Consider the following 15,600-nt stretch of genomic DNA (forward strand, 5'->3'; position numbering starts at 1 on the left):
TGAACAATGAAGATTTACATCGCCTGCGGGTTGACCCATGTTCCACGCCATGAATTCACATCATATGTGCAGTTAATCCACGCTCTTGCTCAGGATCTCAGAGACAGTGGTCATTCGGTCAAGTATGCACTGGTCGATAGCGATCCGCAGCTTGAAGAGAAGCCCTTCGAGGATCGAGCTAAGCTTTGTTACCTATGGGATCGTGAGATGGTTTCCGACGCTGATCTTGTAGTTGGAGAAGCTTCTTACCCTTCGATCGGTCTTGGAATTGAGCTTCAAGTTGCTGAAGCCGCTGGGACGCCAGCGATGTTGATTTTCCGGCGCGATCCCATCCTTCGGGCGGACTCAGTGCGATACGAGAATCCTGATCACAGTGTGCACGGCCTTCAGGTTGGTGAAGGGTACGTATCTCTAATGGCGCTTGGCCTACCAAACGTGGTCACAGTGTTCGGTTACGAGGAAGCGGATGAGGCGCGGCGTTTGCTGCGTGATGCGGTGGGGAGGCTAGCGTCGCAGTAACGCCATCACCTGGGGGACGCTCTCTGATCAAACAGCAAGGCAGACAAGCTTCCGGTAAGGAGACGCTACTTCAGTCGCGCGCCGCAGCGAGGGTAGAGCTGTCAGAGCTGCTTCTTCCGTCGCCGGTCAAGAACCGGGCCAGGCACGACCTCGTAGCGTGGGACCTTGTCGATCTCAGGCTTGAGCGCGGCGGGCAGAAAGCGCCCATACTTCCTGCCTTCCGTGTCGGGGGCATGGCCCTGAATGAAGTCGAGCTTGGCCTCTTCTATCCCGACCGAACGCCCGACTGTCTTGAACCGATGCCGCCAGCCATGGTTGGGCTGGACGTTCGGATCGTCCACCCCGATGGCTCTGACCCACTCGGCGACCTTCTGGCCCATCCTGGCGTGAGGCGGATTGCCCGGCGAGCCGCCCCTGGCGCGTCCAAGATTATAGAACAACGGCCCCTCCTTCCTACCCTGAGCGAAGGTAAGAAACCCCTGTTCTATGAGGTGGTCGTGGATCGGCACCGCCCGCGCGATGCCGGTCTTCGTCGAGCCCGCCTCGGGGGTGATGTGCACCACCCAGATCCCGTCGATGGGCATGACGTCCTCCTTTCGGAGCTGCGTCATTTCGTTCACGCGGGCACCGGTGTAGGCGCACAGCCACGGGATCCACCGCCGCGCGTCCTTGAGTTCCCGCGAGGTGAGATCGTTCTGAGGTGCCAGGGCCGCTGACAGGATCATCTCGGCCTCCTCGGTCCTGAAGTCGGGCTCGCGTACGGTCCCCTTTTTCTTGACCCTGACAGTGACCTTGGCGGCCGGGTTGACGCCGATCTTCGACTGGTCTGACGCGTAGCCCAGTAGCGCCTTGGGCGCCGCTAGGTAGACGTCCCGGACGGTCAGCGGGCTCAGCCCCGATCCCTCGGCCAGCATCTTGTCGCGCCACCGGATCACGTCGGCGGTGGTGACGCGGCGCAGGTCGTCGACGCCTACGAACTCAATGAACTTTTGCAGGATCGGCTGCCAGCGCTTCACCGTCGCGGCACCGAGCTTCGCAGTCCGCTGGTACTCGATCCAAACCGGCCCGAGCTTCAAGGGACCGGCGGCTGACAGGGAGGGCGGGAAGCGGTCGGCGTTGCCGTCGGGAGAGTAGTCGCCCTGGGCGTTCCGGAAGATGCTTTCGTGCGCCATCTGGGTTGCCTCGGCCGCCGCAAGAACGATCCGGCGGCGGTCCGTGTCCGAGACGACCACCCCCTTATTCGCGAGGAAGGCATCGACGGCTTCGCCGTGACGCGCGCGGATCACGGCCTCCGCCTCTGACCAGCCCGTGGCCATCCGAAGGGCGGACGGCTTGCCGGACGTACGGCTTTTGAGATCCTGAAGGCGTCGGTCGGCGGCGGCGAGGCGGCGCCAGGTCTCGGGGGATCCCGGATCGTCCGCATGCTCCGCGACCTTGGCGCGGTAGATGTCCCCGGCCAGGGCCTGGACCTGCTTGCCGGTGAGTGGCTGCTGGCCCTTGCGCAGGTTCGCCCAGCGCTCTTCCAGCTTGTAGATCTCGGCGAAGTGGCGTGCTTTGGCCTCGGTCGGATCCTTGGTCCCGAGCGAAACTTTCTCCTCGCTCTTGCCCACAGCCTCAACGAGCTCGGCGGGCACGCGCCTGCGGAGGTAGTAGACGCCGGTCTTGGGGTGCTTCCAGGGTCGGGGCATCGGAAGAGGCACTGTGTACCACCTGTGTGTACAACAGGCGGATCAAGAAAGCCTTACCGTGCAACCACTTCTGGAAGATCAGGCACTTAGAAGGGTGCTTGGCGGAGAGGGGGGGATTCGAACCCCCGATGCCCTTGCAGGCATGCCGCATTTCGAGTGCGGTGCATTCAACCGCTCTGCCACCTCTCCGCAAGGTGCCTCGATGAGACGGGCGGTGCGTAGCACGCGTGGTCCCGCTTCACAAGCGAGACGTCGCGCGGCGCCGGATCAGACCACCACGGTGATCGCCTGCGCCGCGCGGGTCAGGCCGGTGTAGAGCCAGCGCGCCCGGTGCTCGCGGAACGCGTAGGATTCGTCGAACAGCGTGACCCGATCCCACTGCGACCCTTGAGCCTTGTGCACCGTCAGCGCGTAGCCGTAGGTGAACTCGTCCGTCTCGCGCCGCAGGAACAGCGGGATCTCCTCGTCCGTGCCGGAGATCATCGCGCGCAGCACCTTGATGTCGGTGGGCTTCCGGCGGAGCGCCGGGTCGTCCTCCGGCACCACGTCGAGGCGGATCAGGTCCGGACGCGGCGGCGCGCGCAGGGCCTGCACGGTCCAGGTCGAGCCGTTGAGCAGGCCCTTCACCCGGTCGTTGCGCAGGCAGACCAGCTTCTCGCCGATCGCCGGCATCGGGTCCGTGTGGCCGGCGAGCTCCCGCAGCCGTGCATTGTAGAGGCGGCGGGTCTTGTTCAAGCCGACCAGCACCTGATCGCACTCGAGCACCTCGGCCGGATCCAGGGCGCGGCGCGACACGATCCGGCTCTGCCCGTAGCTGCCGAGCTCCAGCCGGCCGCCCTCGCGCACGGTCATGGCCATGCGGACGATCGGGTCGTCCTTGGCCTGCCGGTGCACCTCGGTGAGCATCACGTCGGGCTCGGCCTCGGTGAAGAAGCCGCCGCCGCGCACCGGCGGCAGCTGCGCCGGATCGCCCAGGACGAGGACCGGCCGCTCGAAGGACAAGAGATCGTTGCCGAGGTCGGAATCGACCATCGAGCACTCGTCGATGATGATCAGGTCCGCCTTGGCGGCCGGGCCCGAGCGGTTCAGCGTGAAGGTCGGCCCGCCCTCCTCCGCCTCCTTGGTGCGGTAGATCAGCGAGTGGATCGTGGCGGCGTCGTAGCAGCCCTTCTGGCGCATCACCGAGGCCGCCTTGCCGGTGAAGGCCCCGTAGACCACCGTGCCGTCGACATCCTCGGCGATCCGGCGGGCGAGCGTCGTCTTGCCGGTGCCGGCATAGCCGAACAGCCGGAACACCTGCGATCCCCCGTCCCGCCGCCACGCGGCGATCGCCTTCAGCGCCGCGTCCTGCTGCGGCGCGTAGGCGGCCGGCAGACCCGCACTCACGGCCAGCGCACGGTCGGCGGCATCGAGGAGAGGATGGAGGCGACGTTGCCGCCCGTCTTCAGGCCGAAGATCGTGCCCCGGTCGTAGAGCAGGTTGAACTCCACGTAGCGGCCCCGCCGCACCTGCTGCTCGTGGCGGTCCGCCTCGGTCCAGGGCGTGCCGAGATTGTCGCGCACGATCTTCGGGTAGGCCTCCAGGAAGGCCCGGCCCACGTCGCGGGTGTAGGCGAGGTCGGCCTGCGGCGTCCCGCTCCAGAGGTAATCGTAGAAGATCCCGCCGATGCCGCGCGGCTCGTTCCGGTGCTTGAGGTGGAAATACTCGTCGCACCACGCCTTGTAGCGGGCGTGGTCGATGCCGTGCGCCGCGCAGGCCCGCGCCAGGCAGGCGTGGAAGTGGCGGCTGTCCGGATCGTCCTGCGTGCGGCGCCGGTCGAGCACCGGCGTCAGGTCGGCCCCGCCCCCGAACCACGCCCGCGTCGTCGCGACGAACCGGGTGTTCATGTGCACCGTCGGCACGTGCGGGTTCCACGGATGGGCGATCAGCGAGATGCCGGTGGCGAAGAAGCGCGGATCCTCGGCGGCGCCGGGCATCTGGGCGCGGAATTCCGGCGCGAACTCGCCGTGCACCGTCGAGATGTGCACGCCGGCCTTCTCGAAGACGCGGCCCCGCAGCATCGCCATGACGCCGCCGCCGCCCGGCCGCCCGGTATGGTCGGTCCGGTTCCACGGGGTCTTCTCGAACGTCCCGGGGCCCTCGGGCGCGTCGGGGTGGAACGGGCCCGCCGCCTCCGCCTCGAGGGTCTCCAGAGCGGCGACGATCCGGTCGCGCAGCGTCTCGAACCACGCCGCGGCCTCGGACTTCATGGCCGTCACGTCGGCCTCGGAGGGAGGCGCAGCCAGGGCTGCGCGCGCGTCGTCCGGCATCGTCATGACACAGGCTTTTCCACCCTGCCGGGCGCACGTCAATGCGGTCGCGGCCCCGCACGGGCGCGCAGGGCTCGCGCGCAGGGCTCCCGCGCCGGTGTCCCGACCGGCGACAACGCCCCTACGCGGCCCCTACGCGGCCCCTACGCGAGCGCCGGCCGCTCGCCGACGGGCTTGAGCAGCCCCGTGGCGGTCGCCACCAGCTCCCCGGCCTCGTCGCGGATCTCGGCCTCGCAGAAGATCACCGACCGCCCCGCCCGGGTGACCCGTCCCTCGGCGGTCAGGACGCCGCGGCCGGGGGCGAGGAAACGGGTCTGCATGTCGAGGGTCACCACGGGGCGCCCCGCCCGCAGCCGCGCCGCCGTCCCCAGGGCGACGTCGAGCAGGGTGCAGAGCGCGCCGCCATGGGCGATGCCGAGGTTGTTGGCGTGCTCCGGCCGCAGGGCGAGGCGCAGCCGCGTCCGGCCCGCGCGCACGTCGAGCGCCTCGATCCCGCAGTGATCCACGAACGGGATGATGGCGCCGAAGACGGTGCCCGTCTCCGAGCGCTGATCCACTTGCTGATCCACTTGGTGATCCCCTTGCTGGTCCACGCCGATCGCCCCGGATCCTGCCCCGCCCGGATCCTTATCGCCCGGCCGCCTCCGAGGCCATGACCGGTCCGCGGCAGATCACGTGACAGTCCGGCCGAAACGTTCGTCCCGTCCCGAAGGCTCACGGGACATCGCGGCGGGCCGCCGCGTGAAGTTCTGCGCCTCTCATCAGACCGGAGACGGATCTTCGCAGAGGAAGCCCGCGGCGAGATCGCGGCGGAAGGCATAACCGGCGCCCGTCCGCGTCGCCCGGTCTCGTCCAACTTCGGCTCCGGGGTGTCGGTTTGCTCGACGGTCGATTTCAGCTCGACCCACGGTTTGAATAATATGCGTGTTCATGGCGGGGGCATTGTGTAGGGAAATGCTCGACGACGACTTGATTTTGCTGCACAGACGTTAGAACCGTCTCACGACGGTCGGATAGAGGGAATCATCGATGGACGACAACGCCACTGAGCAGCAGCAGACCTTTATCGAGCAGGCGTCCGACATCGTCTCGGCGTATGTCTCGAACAATTCCGTGCCGATCAGCGAATTGCCCGGTCTGCTCGCCGGCGTTCACGCCGCGCTGACGAAGCTGTCCGCCCCCACGGCGACGGTCACCGAGGCGGCCGACAAGCCGACGCCGGCCCAGATCCGCAAGTCGGTGACGCCGGACGCCCTGATCTCGTTCATCGACGGCAAGCCGTACAAGACGCTCAAGCGGCACCTGTCGCGCAACGGCCTGACGATCGAGCAGTATCGCGAGCGCTTCGGGCTGCCGCGCGACTATCCGTCGACGGCCGCGAGCTACTCGGCCCAGCGCTCGGAACTCGCCCGCAGCCTCGGCCTCGGCCAGCAGCGCCGCAAGTCCGCCGCCCCGGCGCCCGAGCCCGAGCCCGTCGCGGAAGTGGCCGAGAAGCCGAAGCGCGCCAGCCGCACCCGCAAGGCCAAGGAGACGGCCTGAGCCCGGCCTGAGCCCGGCAACGCCCGGGCTCGTGGTTACCGGCCGGCGCGCGACCCGCGCGCCGGTCCGTTACGCGAAATCGGCGAGGTCGTCGGCCACGTCGCCCGCGGCGATCTCCGTCTCGGCCTTGTGCCGCTCGACCGCCTCGGCCTCCGCCCCGATCTCCGGCCCGACCTCTGCCTCGGTCATGCCGGGCCGCGGGCCCGGCGCCTCGGGCGCCGGCGCTGTCTCCGGCCGCGCCTGGCCGGCCTCCCCTTCGGAGGCTCGATCCGTCACCCGCCCCGCCATGCTGCGCGCTCCCCGATCCGCCGACGGGAGAGCAAAGCGCGGACGGCCCGGCGCGTTCCGCGCGCGCCGCATCACGACGGCGCCGCGCGCGACGGAGCCGATCCCGCGGTGATCGCGATCTGCGGGATGGCGCCGCGTTTGAGCCTCAGGAGCGCGACGCGCCGTGTCGAGAGGCGTCGCCACGCGTTGAACCGCCGGACATGCATGCGCCGGACATGCCGATCGGGAGCGGGATTTGGGCAATCGCTACGGGCTGGAGATCCGCGCCGCCGCGGGGCCGGACGCCGCGGGTCTCGCGGCGCTGCTCAGCGAGGTCGGGGTCGCGGTCGGCGCCGCGGACCTCGCGGCCCGGCTCGAGGCCCTGCAGCGGGAAGGCGGCATCGCCCTCGTCGCCGTGGAATGGGGGCCGCCGAGTGGCCTCATCGCCGTCGCCCCCGTGCGGACGCTGGACGCGCCGCGGCCCTTCGGCCTGATCACCGGCCTCGCGGTCGCCGCCGAGTCGCGCCGCCGGGGCATCGGTCGGGTCCTGCTGAAGGCGGCCGGCCGGGCGGCGCGGCAGGCGGGCTGCGACCGGCTGCTCCTGGCCGCGGGGCCGGACCAGGCCGCCCTGCGCGCCTTCTGCGCCGCCGCCGGCTTCGCCGACGAAGGGACCGTGCTCGCGCGGCCGCTGCTGAAGCGGGGCACCGGAGACGGCTGAGATCCGCGACATCCTGGCCGAAGCCGGCGGGGCTCACCGGGCGTTACCCCCGGAGAGTGGAGCCCCCCGATGACGCTGCGATCCGAGACCCCGCCACCGCCCGCGAACCTGCCCTGCGATCCGCCGCCGGATTCCGAGGCGCCGACCGCCGCGCAGCTCAAGGGCGACATCGACAGCGGCCGCACCGCCGACAAGACCCCGCACATGGATATCGGCGCGGCCCCGCTCGGGACCTGCGAGGAGGCCGGCGGGACGCCGCCGACGCCCCGGGAGGTCCGGATCGCCCGGCAGAACGAGCGGGCGCCCTCGGAGCGGGCGGCCAAGGGTTACCCGCACCAGCGGCAGCCCTGGGTCCTGCCGCTCTACGCCGGCATCATCGTCGCGGCCGCCGTGGGGCTCGGCCTCGTGCTCTGGCTGACGCGCTGACGGATGCGCTGACGGTCCGGCCGGGGCGGGACCGCGCCGGTGCCATCCTGGCGCAGGACGGCACGGTCGCCGCGGAGGCGGTTTAAAGGTCGATTCACGTCGATGCGGTTAGCGTGACCTTACTGCAGTCTTGCGTAACCGATCCTCCATGCCCCCTTCCGTCGATGCTCCGCCGGACCTGTCCGGGCTCCTCGAACTGTCACGCATCGAGAATCTCGATCTCAAGCCGGTGATCCTCCGGGTTCAGACGGACCTGTTCGTCCGGGCCGCGGCCCGGGACCGGACCGAGATCGAGATCTTCGAGTCCCTGGCCTGCGGACTCATCCCGACGGTGGACGAGGAGACGGCCCGGGTCGTGGCCCGCAAGCTGGCCCCCTGCCCCGAGACGCCGCCCGCGGTGCTGGAGGCGCTCGCCCTGCGCGGCGGCGGTGCCCGCGATGCGGTGGTGGAGCTGGCCCCGACCCTGAGCCACCGCCTGATCGAGGCGGCCCTGGCCGAGGGGTCGGACATCGCCGCCCGCATCGCCGCCCGGGCCGGGCTGAGCCGGGAGGCGGTGGACGAACTCTCCCGCGAGGGCCGCCCCGAGATCGACCGCGCGCTGGCGGCCAATCTCGGCCACACCCTGCGGGGCGCGGCCCTGTCGCGGCTCGTGGACCGCGGCCGCACCGCCCCCGACCTCGCCCGGCTGCTGCTGGTCCGGCCCGACGTTTCGGCCGCCGACCTCGTGCCCCTGTACCTGCACGCCGACCCGATGCGCCGCACGGTGATCGGCCGGGCCGTCGAGGCGACCGCCGCCCTGCGCCCCTGCCCGCCGCCGCCCCGCGGCCTCGGCGAGACCCTGACCGGCCTGTCCGCCGCTCGCGACGTTCCCGCCTTCATGGCGGCGCTGGCCGACGGGCTCGGCCTGCCCCGCGATTTCCTGACCGTGGTCGCCGACGCGGGCACCCGCTACGACCTCCTGACCCTCGGCCTGCGGGCCGCCGGCCTGCACGAGGAGGAGGCGGTCTACATCTTCCTGACCCTCAACCAGGGGGTGGCGCGCTCGGCCGAGCGCGTCGCCGATCTGGTCCGGCTGTTCCGCACCGTGAGCCGTCCGGCCTCGCGGGACCTGATCGCCGCGATCCTCGACCGGCCGCTCGCCGAGCGCGGTCGGAGCGAGGCCCATCAGCCGGCACACGGCCCGGAGGCCAAGCTGCGCCAGGGCGCCGAGCGCGTCGCCGCGCAGCGGCCGCCCCTGCCGGCGCGGGCCCGGACGGCGAGCGGCGGGGAGCCGGGCTGACCGGCCGGCCGTCAGCGCGGGCCGGTCCGGGGATCGCTCTGCGGATCACTCTCCGGATCGGCGCCCCGCCAAGCGGGCTGCCGGTCCGTCTCCTGCAGGGTGTCGTTCGAGGGCGCCTCCGCGGCGCGGCGGCTCAGCTCCGCCATCAGGCCGCGGGCCAGCACGGCGCGGACCGCCCGCTCCCGGGTCTCGGGCGGGACCGCCTCCAGGGCGGCCGGCACGACCGCCTGGGCGCTCGGGACCGCCCCGGCGAGCCTGCGGGCCTCCGCGGCCGGGTCCGCTCCGGTGCGAAGCATGGCGAAGTAGGAGAGCACACCGATCACCAGCGCGGCGCGCAGCAGGACGGTCATGGAACGGTTTCTCCGCTCGAGATCGCGCGAAGCATTCGACGGATTTCGTGAACCGGGCCTCTACCGACCCGAGCTTTCCCGCACGATGGTGAATGAAGCTTGTTCGCGATCGGCTGGTTACCTCGCGGAAAGCATCCCGACCATTCGGACAAGTCCCGCAACACTCGTTTAAGCCGGCTCTGCGACCGTCCGGTAGTCGTTCGAAGTCGAACCGGAGGCGCGACGGATGCGGGAACGCAGCCAGCGCGACGCGTGCCAACCTTGACCATCAAGACTGTCCTGACGTCGCTGATCGACGACCGGCTCGCGGGCCTCGTCCACGAATCCGCGGCCGACAACCCGGCCGCCCGCGCGCGCCACCAGCGCTTCCTGGTGTCGCGGCTGGCGACCGGCGCCGTGATGATGGCCGGGCTGCCGCCCTACCTGCTGTGGCGCGGGGTGCCGTCGGGCTTCGAGGTCCTGGCGATCGCGAGCCTGCTGCTGCCGGTCTTCGCCGCCGTCCTCCTCACCCGCACCGGCTCCCTCTGGGTCGCCCACGCGGTCTCGTCGGCGGGCCTGACCGGCCTCGTCGTCGCCCTGGCGGGCGTCACCGGCGGCGTCACCTCGCCCGCCGCGGTCTGGCTCGTGGCGATCCCCCTGGAGGCGCTGGTCTCCGGCTCGCTCCGCGCGACGATCGCGGCCGCCGCGATGGCGGTCCTCGGCGTCCTGACCGTGGTGGCCCTCGGCGCCTGGGCCGGCTCCCTGCCGGTCATGGACATCTCGGCCGCGATCGCCCTGCCGGCCTTCGCCATCACGGCGATCGGCCACGTCGCGGCCCAGGCCCTGGAGCACATGCGCAACGAGGGCGTCTGGCGCGAGCGACTGCGCGACAACGAGGCCCGCGACCGGCTGCTGCTCTCGGCGATCGACGACCTCGTGACCTGGCACGACCGCAACGGCCGCGTGCTGGAGGCCTCGGTCTCGGCCGTCCGGCTCCTGGGCAGCGACCCGGCCCGCCTGCGCGGCCACGGCCTGCTGGAGCGCGTCCACGTCGCCGACCGCCCGGCCTTCCTCAAGGCGGTGAGCGACGTCGCCGCGACCGGACGGCCCGCGACCCTGCCCCTGCGCCTGCACGTCGAGCCCGAGACCGGCCGCGCCGACGGCGCGAGCCTGATCTACGCCGAGATGCGCGCCCACCGGATCGAGCACGGCGCGCACGACGCCGCCACGGCGGTCGTGGCGGTCACCCGCGACATGACCGAGCACCACCGGCACGCCGTCGAGCTGGAGCGCGCCCGCGCCGAGGCCGAGCGGGCCGACGCGATCAAGGGCCGGTTCCTGGCCAACGTCACCCACGAGCTGCGCACGCCGCTCAACGCGATCATCGGCTTCTCCGAGGTCCTCGCCGGCGAAGGCGCCGTCAGCCTCGGACCGGTCCAGGCGCGGGAATATGCCGGCATCATCGGCGCCTCCGGCCACCACCTGCTCGGCGTCGTCAACACGCTGCTCGACATGAGCCGGATCCAGAGCGGCAACTTCGACTGCGCCCCCGAGGCGTTCGACATCGCGGACCTGCTCCGGGCCTGCTGCGACATGATGCGCCTGAAGGCCGACGCCGCCGGCGTCGTCGTCACCGCCGCCCCGTCGGGACCGGTGGAGATCACGGCCGATCCCGCCGCCTGCCGGCAGGTGCTGATCAACCTCATCTCGAACGCCGTGAAGTTCACCCCGGCGGGCGGCCGCATCGACCTGTCCCTGCGGCGCGGCGTCGGCACCCTGGACATCGTCGTGGCCGATACGGGCGTCGGCATCGGCGCGGACGACCTGCCCAAGCTCGGCACACCGTTCTTCCAGGCCGGGAGCGGCGGCTACAAGCGCCAGCACGAGGGCACCGGCCTCGGCCTGTCGGTGGTCCAGGGCCTCGTCGGCCTCCACGGCGGCTCCCTGCTGATCGAGAGCGCGCCCCAGGCCGGGACGGTGGTGACCGTCACCTTGCCCCTCGTCTGCCAGGCCCCCGCGGCCGCCCACGGCCCGGCCCCGATCCGCACGGCCGTGCGCGGCGCCCCGGCGCCCCGCCGCGTGGTGCGCCTGCCGCTCGGCCTGTTCGACGCGGAGCCGGGCCTCGCCGCGGCCCCGGCCGACCCGGTCCTGCGCCGCACCGGCTGACCCGAAGATCCCCGGAAGGAGACATGATGTCAGGCTACCGCGAGATCACCGTACCGGGCGAACCCGGCCGCGCGCGCCGCGCCGCGCCGCGCCACCCCGCGGTCCAGGGCGACTGGCGCGCCGTCCTCGTCGGCGCGCTGAAGGCGACGGGCGCCACCTGCCGGACCAGCCCGGGCGCCGTTCTCGGCAGCCTCGTCGCCCTCGGCGCGGCGGGCTTCGTCTGCGTCAACGCCCTCGGCTACCAGACCGGGCGCCACCCGGCGCCGATCCTGCCGAAGCTCGCCCAGAAGGCGCCCGCCCCCCGCGAGGCGGCGCCGGCCGCCAGGGAGGCCCTCCGGGAACCCGCGCGGGATCCGGTGCGGGTCATCGAGGCCGACCGCGCCGCCGCGCCGGTCCCCGCCAAGCCGGCGGCCCGGGACGCGATCGGCGAGCTGATCCGGTCCGAGGAGACCACCGCCTCGGTCACCCCGAAGGCGTCGCCGGTTCGGCCGGCCGCCAAGCCGGCCGCGAAGGAGACGGACGCCAAGGCGGCAAAGTCCGAGAAGGACGGCGATCCGGTGCTGCGCGCCCAGAAGGCGCTGTCGAAGCTCGGCTACGCGGTGAAGCCCGACGGCGCGATGGGCCCCGGCACCCGCGCGGCGATCGAGAAGTTCGAGCGCGGCGCCAAGCTGCCGGTGACTGGAGAGGCGACGGGCCGGACCCTGCGCGAGCTGATGGCGCGGGCGGGCCACGGCTAGCGGGACGGAAGCGGCGCCCGCTCCGCGGAAGCGGTGCGGGTGCCGGTCGTCGTGAGAGCGCGTCCCTCAGTACTGCGTGCCGGTGAACCGGCAGATCGTCTTGCAGCGCGGGCCGCCATTGGCCTGCCAGGACTTCGCGTGGCCGATCGATCCGGTCATGTCCTGCGTGGGATTACCGCCGGGCCGGTGCACGACGATGTTGCAGGCATCGCTCGGCGTCCGCTGGTAGCGCGGGCAGGACGCGGAGTCGCGGTGGCCCAGTAAATCCATGAGCGTCTCCGGACGGGCGTGGGCCGACGGCACAGCAAAGCACAGGCAGGCGACGATCAGCGTCGCGAGCGAGGTCATTCTCCGCATCGGATTGCTCCTCAAATCATCGTGGCATGCGAATTCGGGCGCCCTTTGCTCAGTTAGGCAGCAGAAAATACTATAGATGTGCGCTGCCGCACATCGTTCAGTTCTTTTTTAATCCCGAAGAATACTGGATTTTTTGACGGATTATTCGCCGCGCTGAGTCGTTTGCTCTAGAGGTGCGGCGTCGCGCATCCGCGCTTGCCCGTGCCGGCGCTTTCACGCATGGCGGGGCTTGCGCCGCTCACAACCGGCCGGGTTTCAGGGGCAGACCGCCGCGCCGGATCGCCCGCCCGCGGCGCGGGCCGCGCGATTCACAGGGCTACAGACGCATGCGCCTGCGCTCCGATTTCTGGGTCTCGGCCCATCTGCGGCGCCTGGACGTCGCGGGCATCCCGGCGGTGCTGCGCCGGCGCGGATCCGCGGAGGCGGGCGCGATCTTCGTGAAGGTCGATCGGCTCGACGGCAGCGCCGACCTCTACGGACCGGCGCCGCAAGCGCTGTTCGAGGCCGAGGAGAGCGGCGACCGCCGCTTCGCCGCGATCGTCACCGGCGGCAGCCCGCTCGACGTGGAGGAGCGCCTGACCAAGGAGATCCGGTTCGATTCCGATCTCTGGATCGTCGAGATCGACGACCGCCAGGGGCGGCATTTTCTGGATCTGGCGGAGTGATACCGTTTCCGGTTGGAGCCCTCGCCACCGTCTTTGCGGGCGCAGCGACGCAATCCAGCGGCGCCACGCCGACCGATGGCGCGCCGCCCCGGGTCACTTCGCTCCGCTCGTGATGACGGAGCGAAGCGAGGGCAGCGCCCGTCAGCCCTCGATGATGCGCTCGTCGAGCTTGCGGTCGACGGTCTCGACGGTGCGGTCGATCTCGGCGTTCGGCTCGCCGAGCTGGTGCGAGATGAGCTTCACCAGCAGGTCGACCCGCTCGATGTAGGGCGCGCCGTTCGCCACGGCCCGCGCGGCCGAGGACGGCTTCAGCAGGCTCTCGGCGGCCTTGGCGTACTTCTCGAACGGCACCTGATCGGCCGGGTCGGCGCCGAGCTTCCGGGCGATACCGTCGACGTGGTCGTAGATCGCCCGCGAGCGCGCCAGGTCGCCGTGGACGGCGTCGTGGATGGATTGCGGCTCGCCCGGGGTGATGCAGCGGTAATTGCCGGTGAGCAGCATCGACCACTTGGCCAGCGGCACGAACAGCGAGTCGAACACCTTGAGCTTCACCGGCACGTCGTGCCCGTCGAGGCGCACGGCGTCGATGTCGGCCTCCAGCTCCCGGAGCAGCCGGTTATGGGCCTCGTCCGCGAAGGTCGCGGCCTTGAAGTTCGTCGGCAGGCCGACGTGGAGGACGTTCGCCTCCTCCTCCGGCGGCCGGAAGGCCTGCGGATCGGGGGAGCAGAGCGACACCAGACCCGGCTCGAACCGGTCCCACACGCCGGCATTGGTGTAGGCGTCCTCGAGGTCCATGGCGGCGAGCGCCGGGATCCGCTTGAGGTAGGGCAGCGGCGGCATGTTCATGATCGACAGGCACGGCAGCTTCGCCGCCGCGATCTTGATCATGAGGACGCGGATCGTGTGGTTGTTGTACTGCGGCTCCTGCATGGCGAGGCCGACGAGGTCGTAGCGCGACACGTCGACGTCCTCCGGCGGCATCGCGTCGACCTTGCCGGGCAGATCGCGCGAGTGAATCGCGCGGTGCTCCTTCTCGTCGCGCAGCTTGATGCGGACCTCGGTCCCCTCGCGGTTGATCAGGTCCGCGGTCTTCCGCCGGCACACCAGGGTCACGTTGTGACCGGCCATTAGGAGCTTGGTGCCCAGGAGCGAGCCGTAGGAGGCCCCCAGGATCAGGATGTTCTTGGCCACGTCGGTCCTCCCCAGCATTGAGACTTGCTGTGTGTTGTCTGGCTGCTGGGAACAGCGCGTCCACGCCACGGCCCCAAGCGCACGTGCGATGGATGGCAGCCGGGCGAGCGGAAGGCAAGCCTTCTGGTATACCTAATCCCAAACCCTTTGTGAGGCCCTGCCGGTGACAGGCGGGGCGATCCCTATCCTCCGCACCCGGGATCTCCACAGGGTGGCGCCTCCGGGACATCGCGCGGGACCCTCTCGGGACCGCGGACGACAACCGCCCCGCCGCGGGCCCTAGCCCCAGAGGTCCGGCATCGGCGGGTGCATCAGGCTGCCCTCGTAGCGCAGCGGCGGGTCACGGTCCCGGGCCAGCAGCAACGGCCCGTCGAGGTCGACGAACTCCGCGTCGTTGGCGAGCAGGGCCGCCGGCGCCATGCCCAGCGAGGTGCCGAGCATGCAGCCGACCATGATCGAGAGCCCCCGGGCCCGCGCCTCGCGGGCGAGGAGCACCGCCTCGGTCAGGCCGCCGGTCTTGTCGAGCTTGATGTTGATCGCGTCGTAGCGCCCGGCCAGCGCGTCGAGGCCGGCGCGGTCGTGAAGGCTCTCGTCGGCGCAGACCGGCACCGGGTGGGGGATCTCGGCGAGCAGGGCGTCGGCGTCGGCCGGCAGCGGCTGCTCGATCAGCGCGACGCCCGCTCGCAGGCAGGCCGCGAGGTTGGCCTCCACGTTCTCGGGCCGCCACGCCTCGTTGGCGTCGACGATCAGCCGCGATTCCGGCGCGCCGGCCCGCACCGCGGCGATGCGCTCCGGATCGCCGTCCCCGCCGAGCTTGACCTTGAGCAGCGGCCGGTGGGCGGCCTTGCGGGCGGCCTCCGCCATGCTCTCCGGCGTGCCGAGGCTCAGCGTGTAGGCGGTGATGGCCGGCCGGGGCTCGGCGAGACCCGCGATCTCCCAGGCGGGACGGCCCTGCCGCTTCGCCTCGAGGTCGAACAGCGCGCAATCGAGGGCGTTGCGCGCGGCGCCCGCCTTCATGCGGGTCATGAGCGCGTCCCGCCCGATCCCGGCCGCGATCGCCTCCGCCTGGCCCTCGATCAGGGCGCTGACGCTCTCGACGCTCTCCCCGTAGCGCGGATAGGGCACGCACTCGCCGCGCCCGACCGCGTCGCCGTCCGCGATCGTCGCCACTACGACGGCGATCTCGGTGCGGCTGCCGCGGGAGATCGTGAAGGCGCCGGCGATCGGGAAGCGCTCGACGGCGAGGGTCAGGCGGCGGGCCATGTCGTAGGGTCTCCGGTTCAGGCCTGCGGTCGATGCAGCCCGCTCCGTCATCACGGGCGGAGCGAAGTGACCCAGGGCAGCGAGCGGCCGGTTGGCATGGCGCTGCTGGATCGCTTCGCTCGGCTCACGGGGACGGAGTGAGAGCCG

General features: G+C 71.2%; 17 protein-coding genes and 1 tRNA gene. 8 read left to right on the top strand and 10 right to left on the bottom strand.

Features of this window, described 5'->3' with window-relative positions; all coding sequences use genetic code 11:
* Positions 1 to 6 precede the first annotated feature (6 nt).
* Positions 7 to 519: a hypothetical protein gene (locus H288_RS35025; protein WP_158684192.1), complete on the top strand. Its 513-nt coding sequence runs from the start codon at positions 7 to 9 to the stop codon at positions 517 to 519.
* Between the two features lie 101 nt (positions 520 to 620).
* Here H288_RS35025 and H288_RS0103080 read toward each other — a convergent pair whose 3' ends face one another.
* The 5 genes from H288_RS0103080 to H288_RS0103100 all read right to left on the bottom strand — a co-directional run bounded on the left by H288_RS0103080 (position 621) and on the right by H288_RS0103100 (position 5,073).
* Positions 621 to 2,207, bottom strand: coding sequence for a DUF6538 domain-containing protein (locus H288_RS0103080; RefSeq protein ID WP_020091128.1), 1,587 nt, complete (start codon positions 2,205 to 2,207; stop codon positions 621 to 623).
* Between the two features lie 99 nt (positions 2,208 to 2,306).
* Positions 2,307 to 2,396 (bottom strand) — tRNA-Ser (locus H288_RS0103085).
* Between the two features lie 78 nt (positions 2,397 to 2,474).
* The gene (locus H288_RS0103090) at positions 2,475 to 3,593 is read right to left on the bottom strand and encodes an ATP-dependent RecD-like DNA helicase (protein ID WP_012321591.1); all 1,119 of its coding nucleotides are present in this window, start codon (positions 3,591 to 3,593) and stop codon (positions 2,475 to 2,477) included.
* Positions 3,590 to 4,522: an oxygen-dependent coproporphyrinogen oxidase gene (gene hemF, locus H288_RS0103095; RefSeq protein WP_020091129.1), complete on the bottom strand. Its 933-nt coding sequence runs from the start codon at positions 4,520 to 4,522 to the stop codon at positions 3,590 to 3,592. The genes H288_RS0103090 and hemF overlap by 4 nt, the downstream gene beginning before the upstream one ends.
* 137 nt (positions 4,523 to 4,659) lie before the next feature.
* The gene (locus H288_RS0103100) at positions 4,660 to 5,073 is read right to left on the bottom strand and encodes a PaaI family thioesterase (RefSeq protein ID WP_020091130.1); all 414 of its coding nucleotides are present in this window, start codon (positions 5,071 to 5,073) and stop codon (positions 4,660 to 4,662) included.
* 472 nt (positions 5,074 to 5,545) lie between these two features.
* Here H288_RS0103100 and H288_RS0103105 point away from each other — a divergent pair, with 472 nt between their 5' ends.
* Positions 5,546 to 6,055, top strand: a complete 510-nt coding sequence (locus H288_RS0103105) for a MucR family transcriptional regulator (RefSeq protein WP_020091131.1) — start codon at positions 5,546 to 5,548, stop codon at positions 6,053 to 6,055.
* Between the two features lie 69 nt (positions 6,056 to 6,124).
* Here H288_RS0103105 and H288_RS0103110 read toward each other — a convergent pair whose 3' ends face one another.
* Positions 6,125 to 6,343 carry a hypothetical protein gene (locus H288_RS0103110; RefSeq protein WP_020091132.1) on the bottom strand — a complete coding sequence of 73 codons (219 nt, stop codon included), beginning with the start codon at positions 6,341 to 6,343 and terminating at the stop codon, positions 6,125 to 6,127.
* Positions 6,344 to 6,578: 235 nt separating this feature from the next.
* On the opposite strand from H288_RS0103110, the gene H288_RS0103120 reads away from it, so the two are divergent.
* The 3 genes from H288_RS0103120 to H288_RS0103130 all read left to right on the top strand — a co-directional run bounded on the left by H288_RS0103120 (position 6,579) and on the right by H288_RS0103130 (position 8,745).
* Positions 6,579 to 7,040, top strand: coding sequence for a GNAT family N-acetyltransferase (locus H288_RS0103120; protein WP_020091134.1), 462 nt, complete (start codon positions 6,579 to 6,581; stop codon positions 7,038 to 7,040).
* A 69-nt stretch (positions 7,041 to 7,109) separates the two neighbouring features.
* The gene (locus H288_RS0103125) at positions 7,110 to 7,466 is read left to right on the top strand and encodes a hypothetical protein (RefSeq protein WP_020091135.1); all 357 of its coding nucleotides are present in this window, start codon (positions 7,110 to 7,112) and stop codon (positions 7,464 to 7,466) included.
* 148 nt (positions 7,467 to 7,614) lie between these two features.
* Complete coding sequence (locus H288_RS0103130; RefSeq protein ID WP_020091136.1) at positions 7,615 to 8,745, top strand: DUF2336 domain-containing protein; 1,131 nt, start codon at positions 7,615 to 7,617, stop codon at positions 8,743 to 8,745.
* An 11-nt stretch (positions 8,746 to 8,756) separates the two neighbouring features.
* Here H288_RS0103130 and H288_RS0103135 read toward each other — a convergent pair whose 3' ends face one another.
* A complete protein-coding gene (locus H288_RS0103135) occupies positions 8,757 to 9,095 on the bottom strand; it encodes a hypothetical protein (protein ID WP_020091137.1) in 339 nt (112 codons plus the stop codon).
* Positions 9,096 to 9,347: 252 nt separating this feature from the next.
* Here H288_RS0103135 and H288_RS0103140 point away from each other — a divergent pair, with 252 nt between their 5' ends.
* Positions 9,348 to 11,240, top strand: a complete 1,893-nt coding sequence (locus H288_RS0103140; protein ID WP_026604618.1) for a PAS domain-containing sensor histidine kinase — start codon at positions 9,348 to 9,350, stop codon at positions 11,238 to 11,240.
* Positions 11,241 to 11,263: 23 nt separating this feature from the next.
* Complete coding sequence (locus H288_RS0103145; protein WP_020091139.1) at positions 11,264 to 11,977, top strand: peptidoglycan-binding domain-containing protein; 714 nt, start codon at positions 11,264 to 11,266, stop codon at positions 11,975 to 11,977.
* A 66-nt stretch (positions 11,978 to 12,043) separates the two neighbouring features.
* Here H288_RS0103145 and H288_RS0103150 read toward each other — a convergent pair whose 3' ends face one another.
* Complete coding sequence (locus H288_RS0103150) at positions 12,044 to 12,334, bottom strand: hypothetical protein (protein WP_026604620.1); 291 nt, start codon at positions 12,332 to 12,334, stop codon at positions 12,044 to 12,046.
* 326 nt (positions 12,335 to 12,660) lie between these two features.
* Between H288_RS0103150 and H288_RS0103155 the strand changes: the two genes are divergently transcribed.
* Positions 12,661 to 12,999 carry a DUF1491 family protein gene (locus tag H288_RS0103155; RefSeq protein WP_020091141.1) on the top strand — a complete coding sequence of 113 codons (339 nt, stop codon included), beginning with the start codon at positions 12,661 to 12,663 and terminating at the stop codon, positions 12,997 to 12,999.
* Between the two features lie 141 nt (positions 13,000 to 13,140).
* Here the strand turns inward: H288_RS0103155 and H288_RS0103160 are convergent, their stop codons facing one another.
* Together H288_RS0103160 and dgcA are read right to left on the bottom strand one after the other, a co-directional pair.
* Positions 13,141 to 14,190, bottom strand: coding sequence for a 2-dehydropantoate 2-reductase N-terminal domain-containing protein (locus H288_RS0103160; protein ID WP_026604621.1), 1,050 nt, complete (start codon positions 14,188 to 14,190; stop codon positions 13,141 to 13,143).
* A 279-nt stretch (positions 14,191 to 14,469) separates the two neighbouring features.
* Complete coding sequence (gene dgcA / locus H288_RS0103165) at positions 14,470 to 15,453, bottom strand: N-acetyl-D-Glu racemase DgcA (protein ID WP_020091143.1); 984 nt, start codon at positions 15,451 to 15,453, stop codon at positions 14,470 to 14,472.
* Between the last annotated feature and the right edge of the window lie 147 nt (positions 15,454 to 15,600).

The sequence above is a fragment of the Methylobacterium sp. 285MFTsu5.1 genome (assembly GCF_000383455.1).
Lineage (GTDB): Bacteria > Pseudomonadota > Alphaproteobacteria > Rhizobiales > Beijerinckiaceae > Methylobacterium.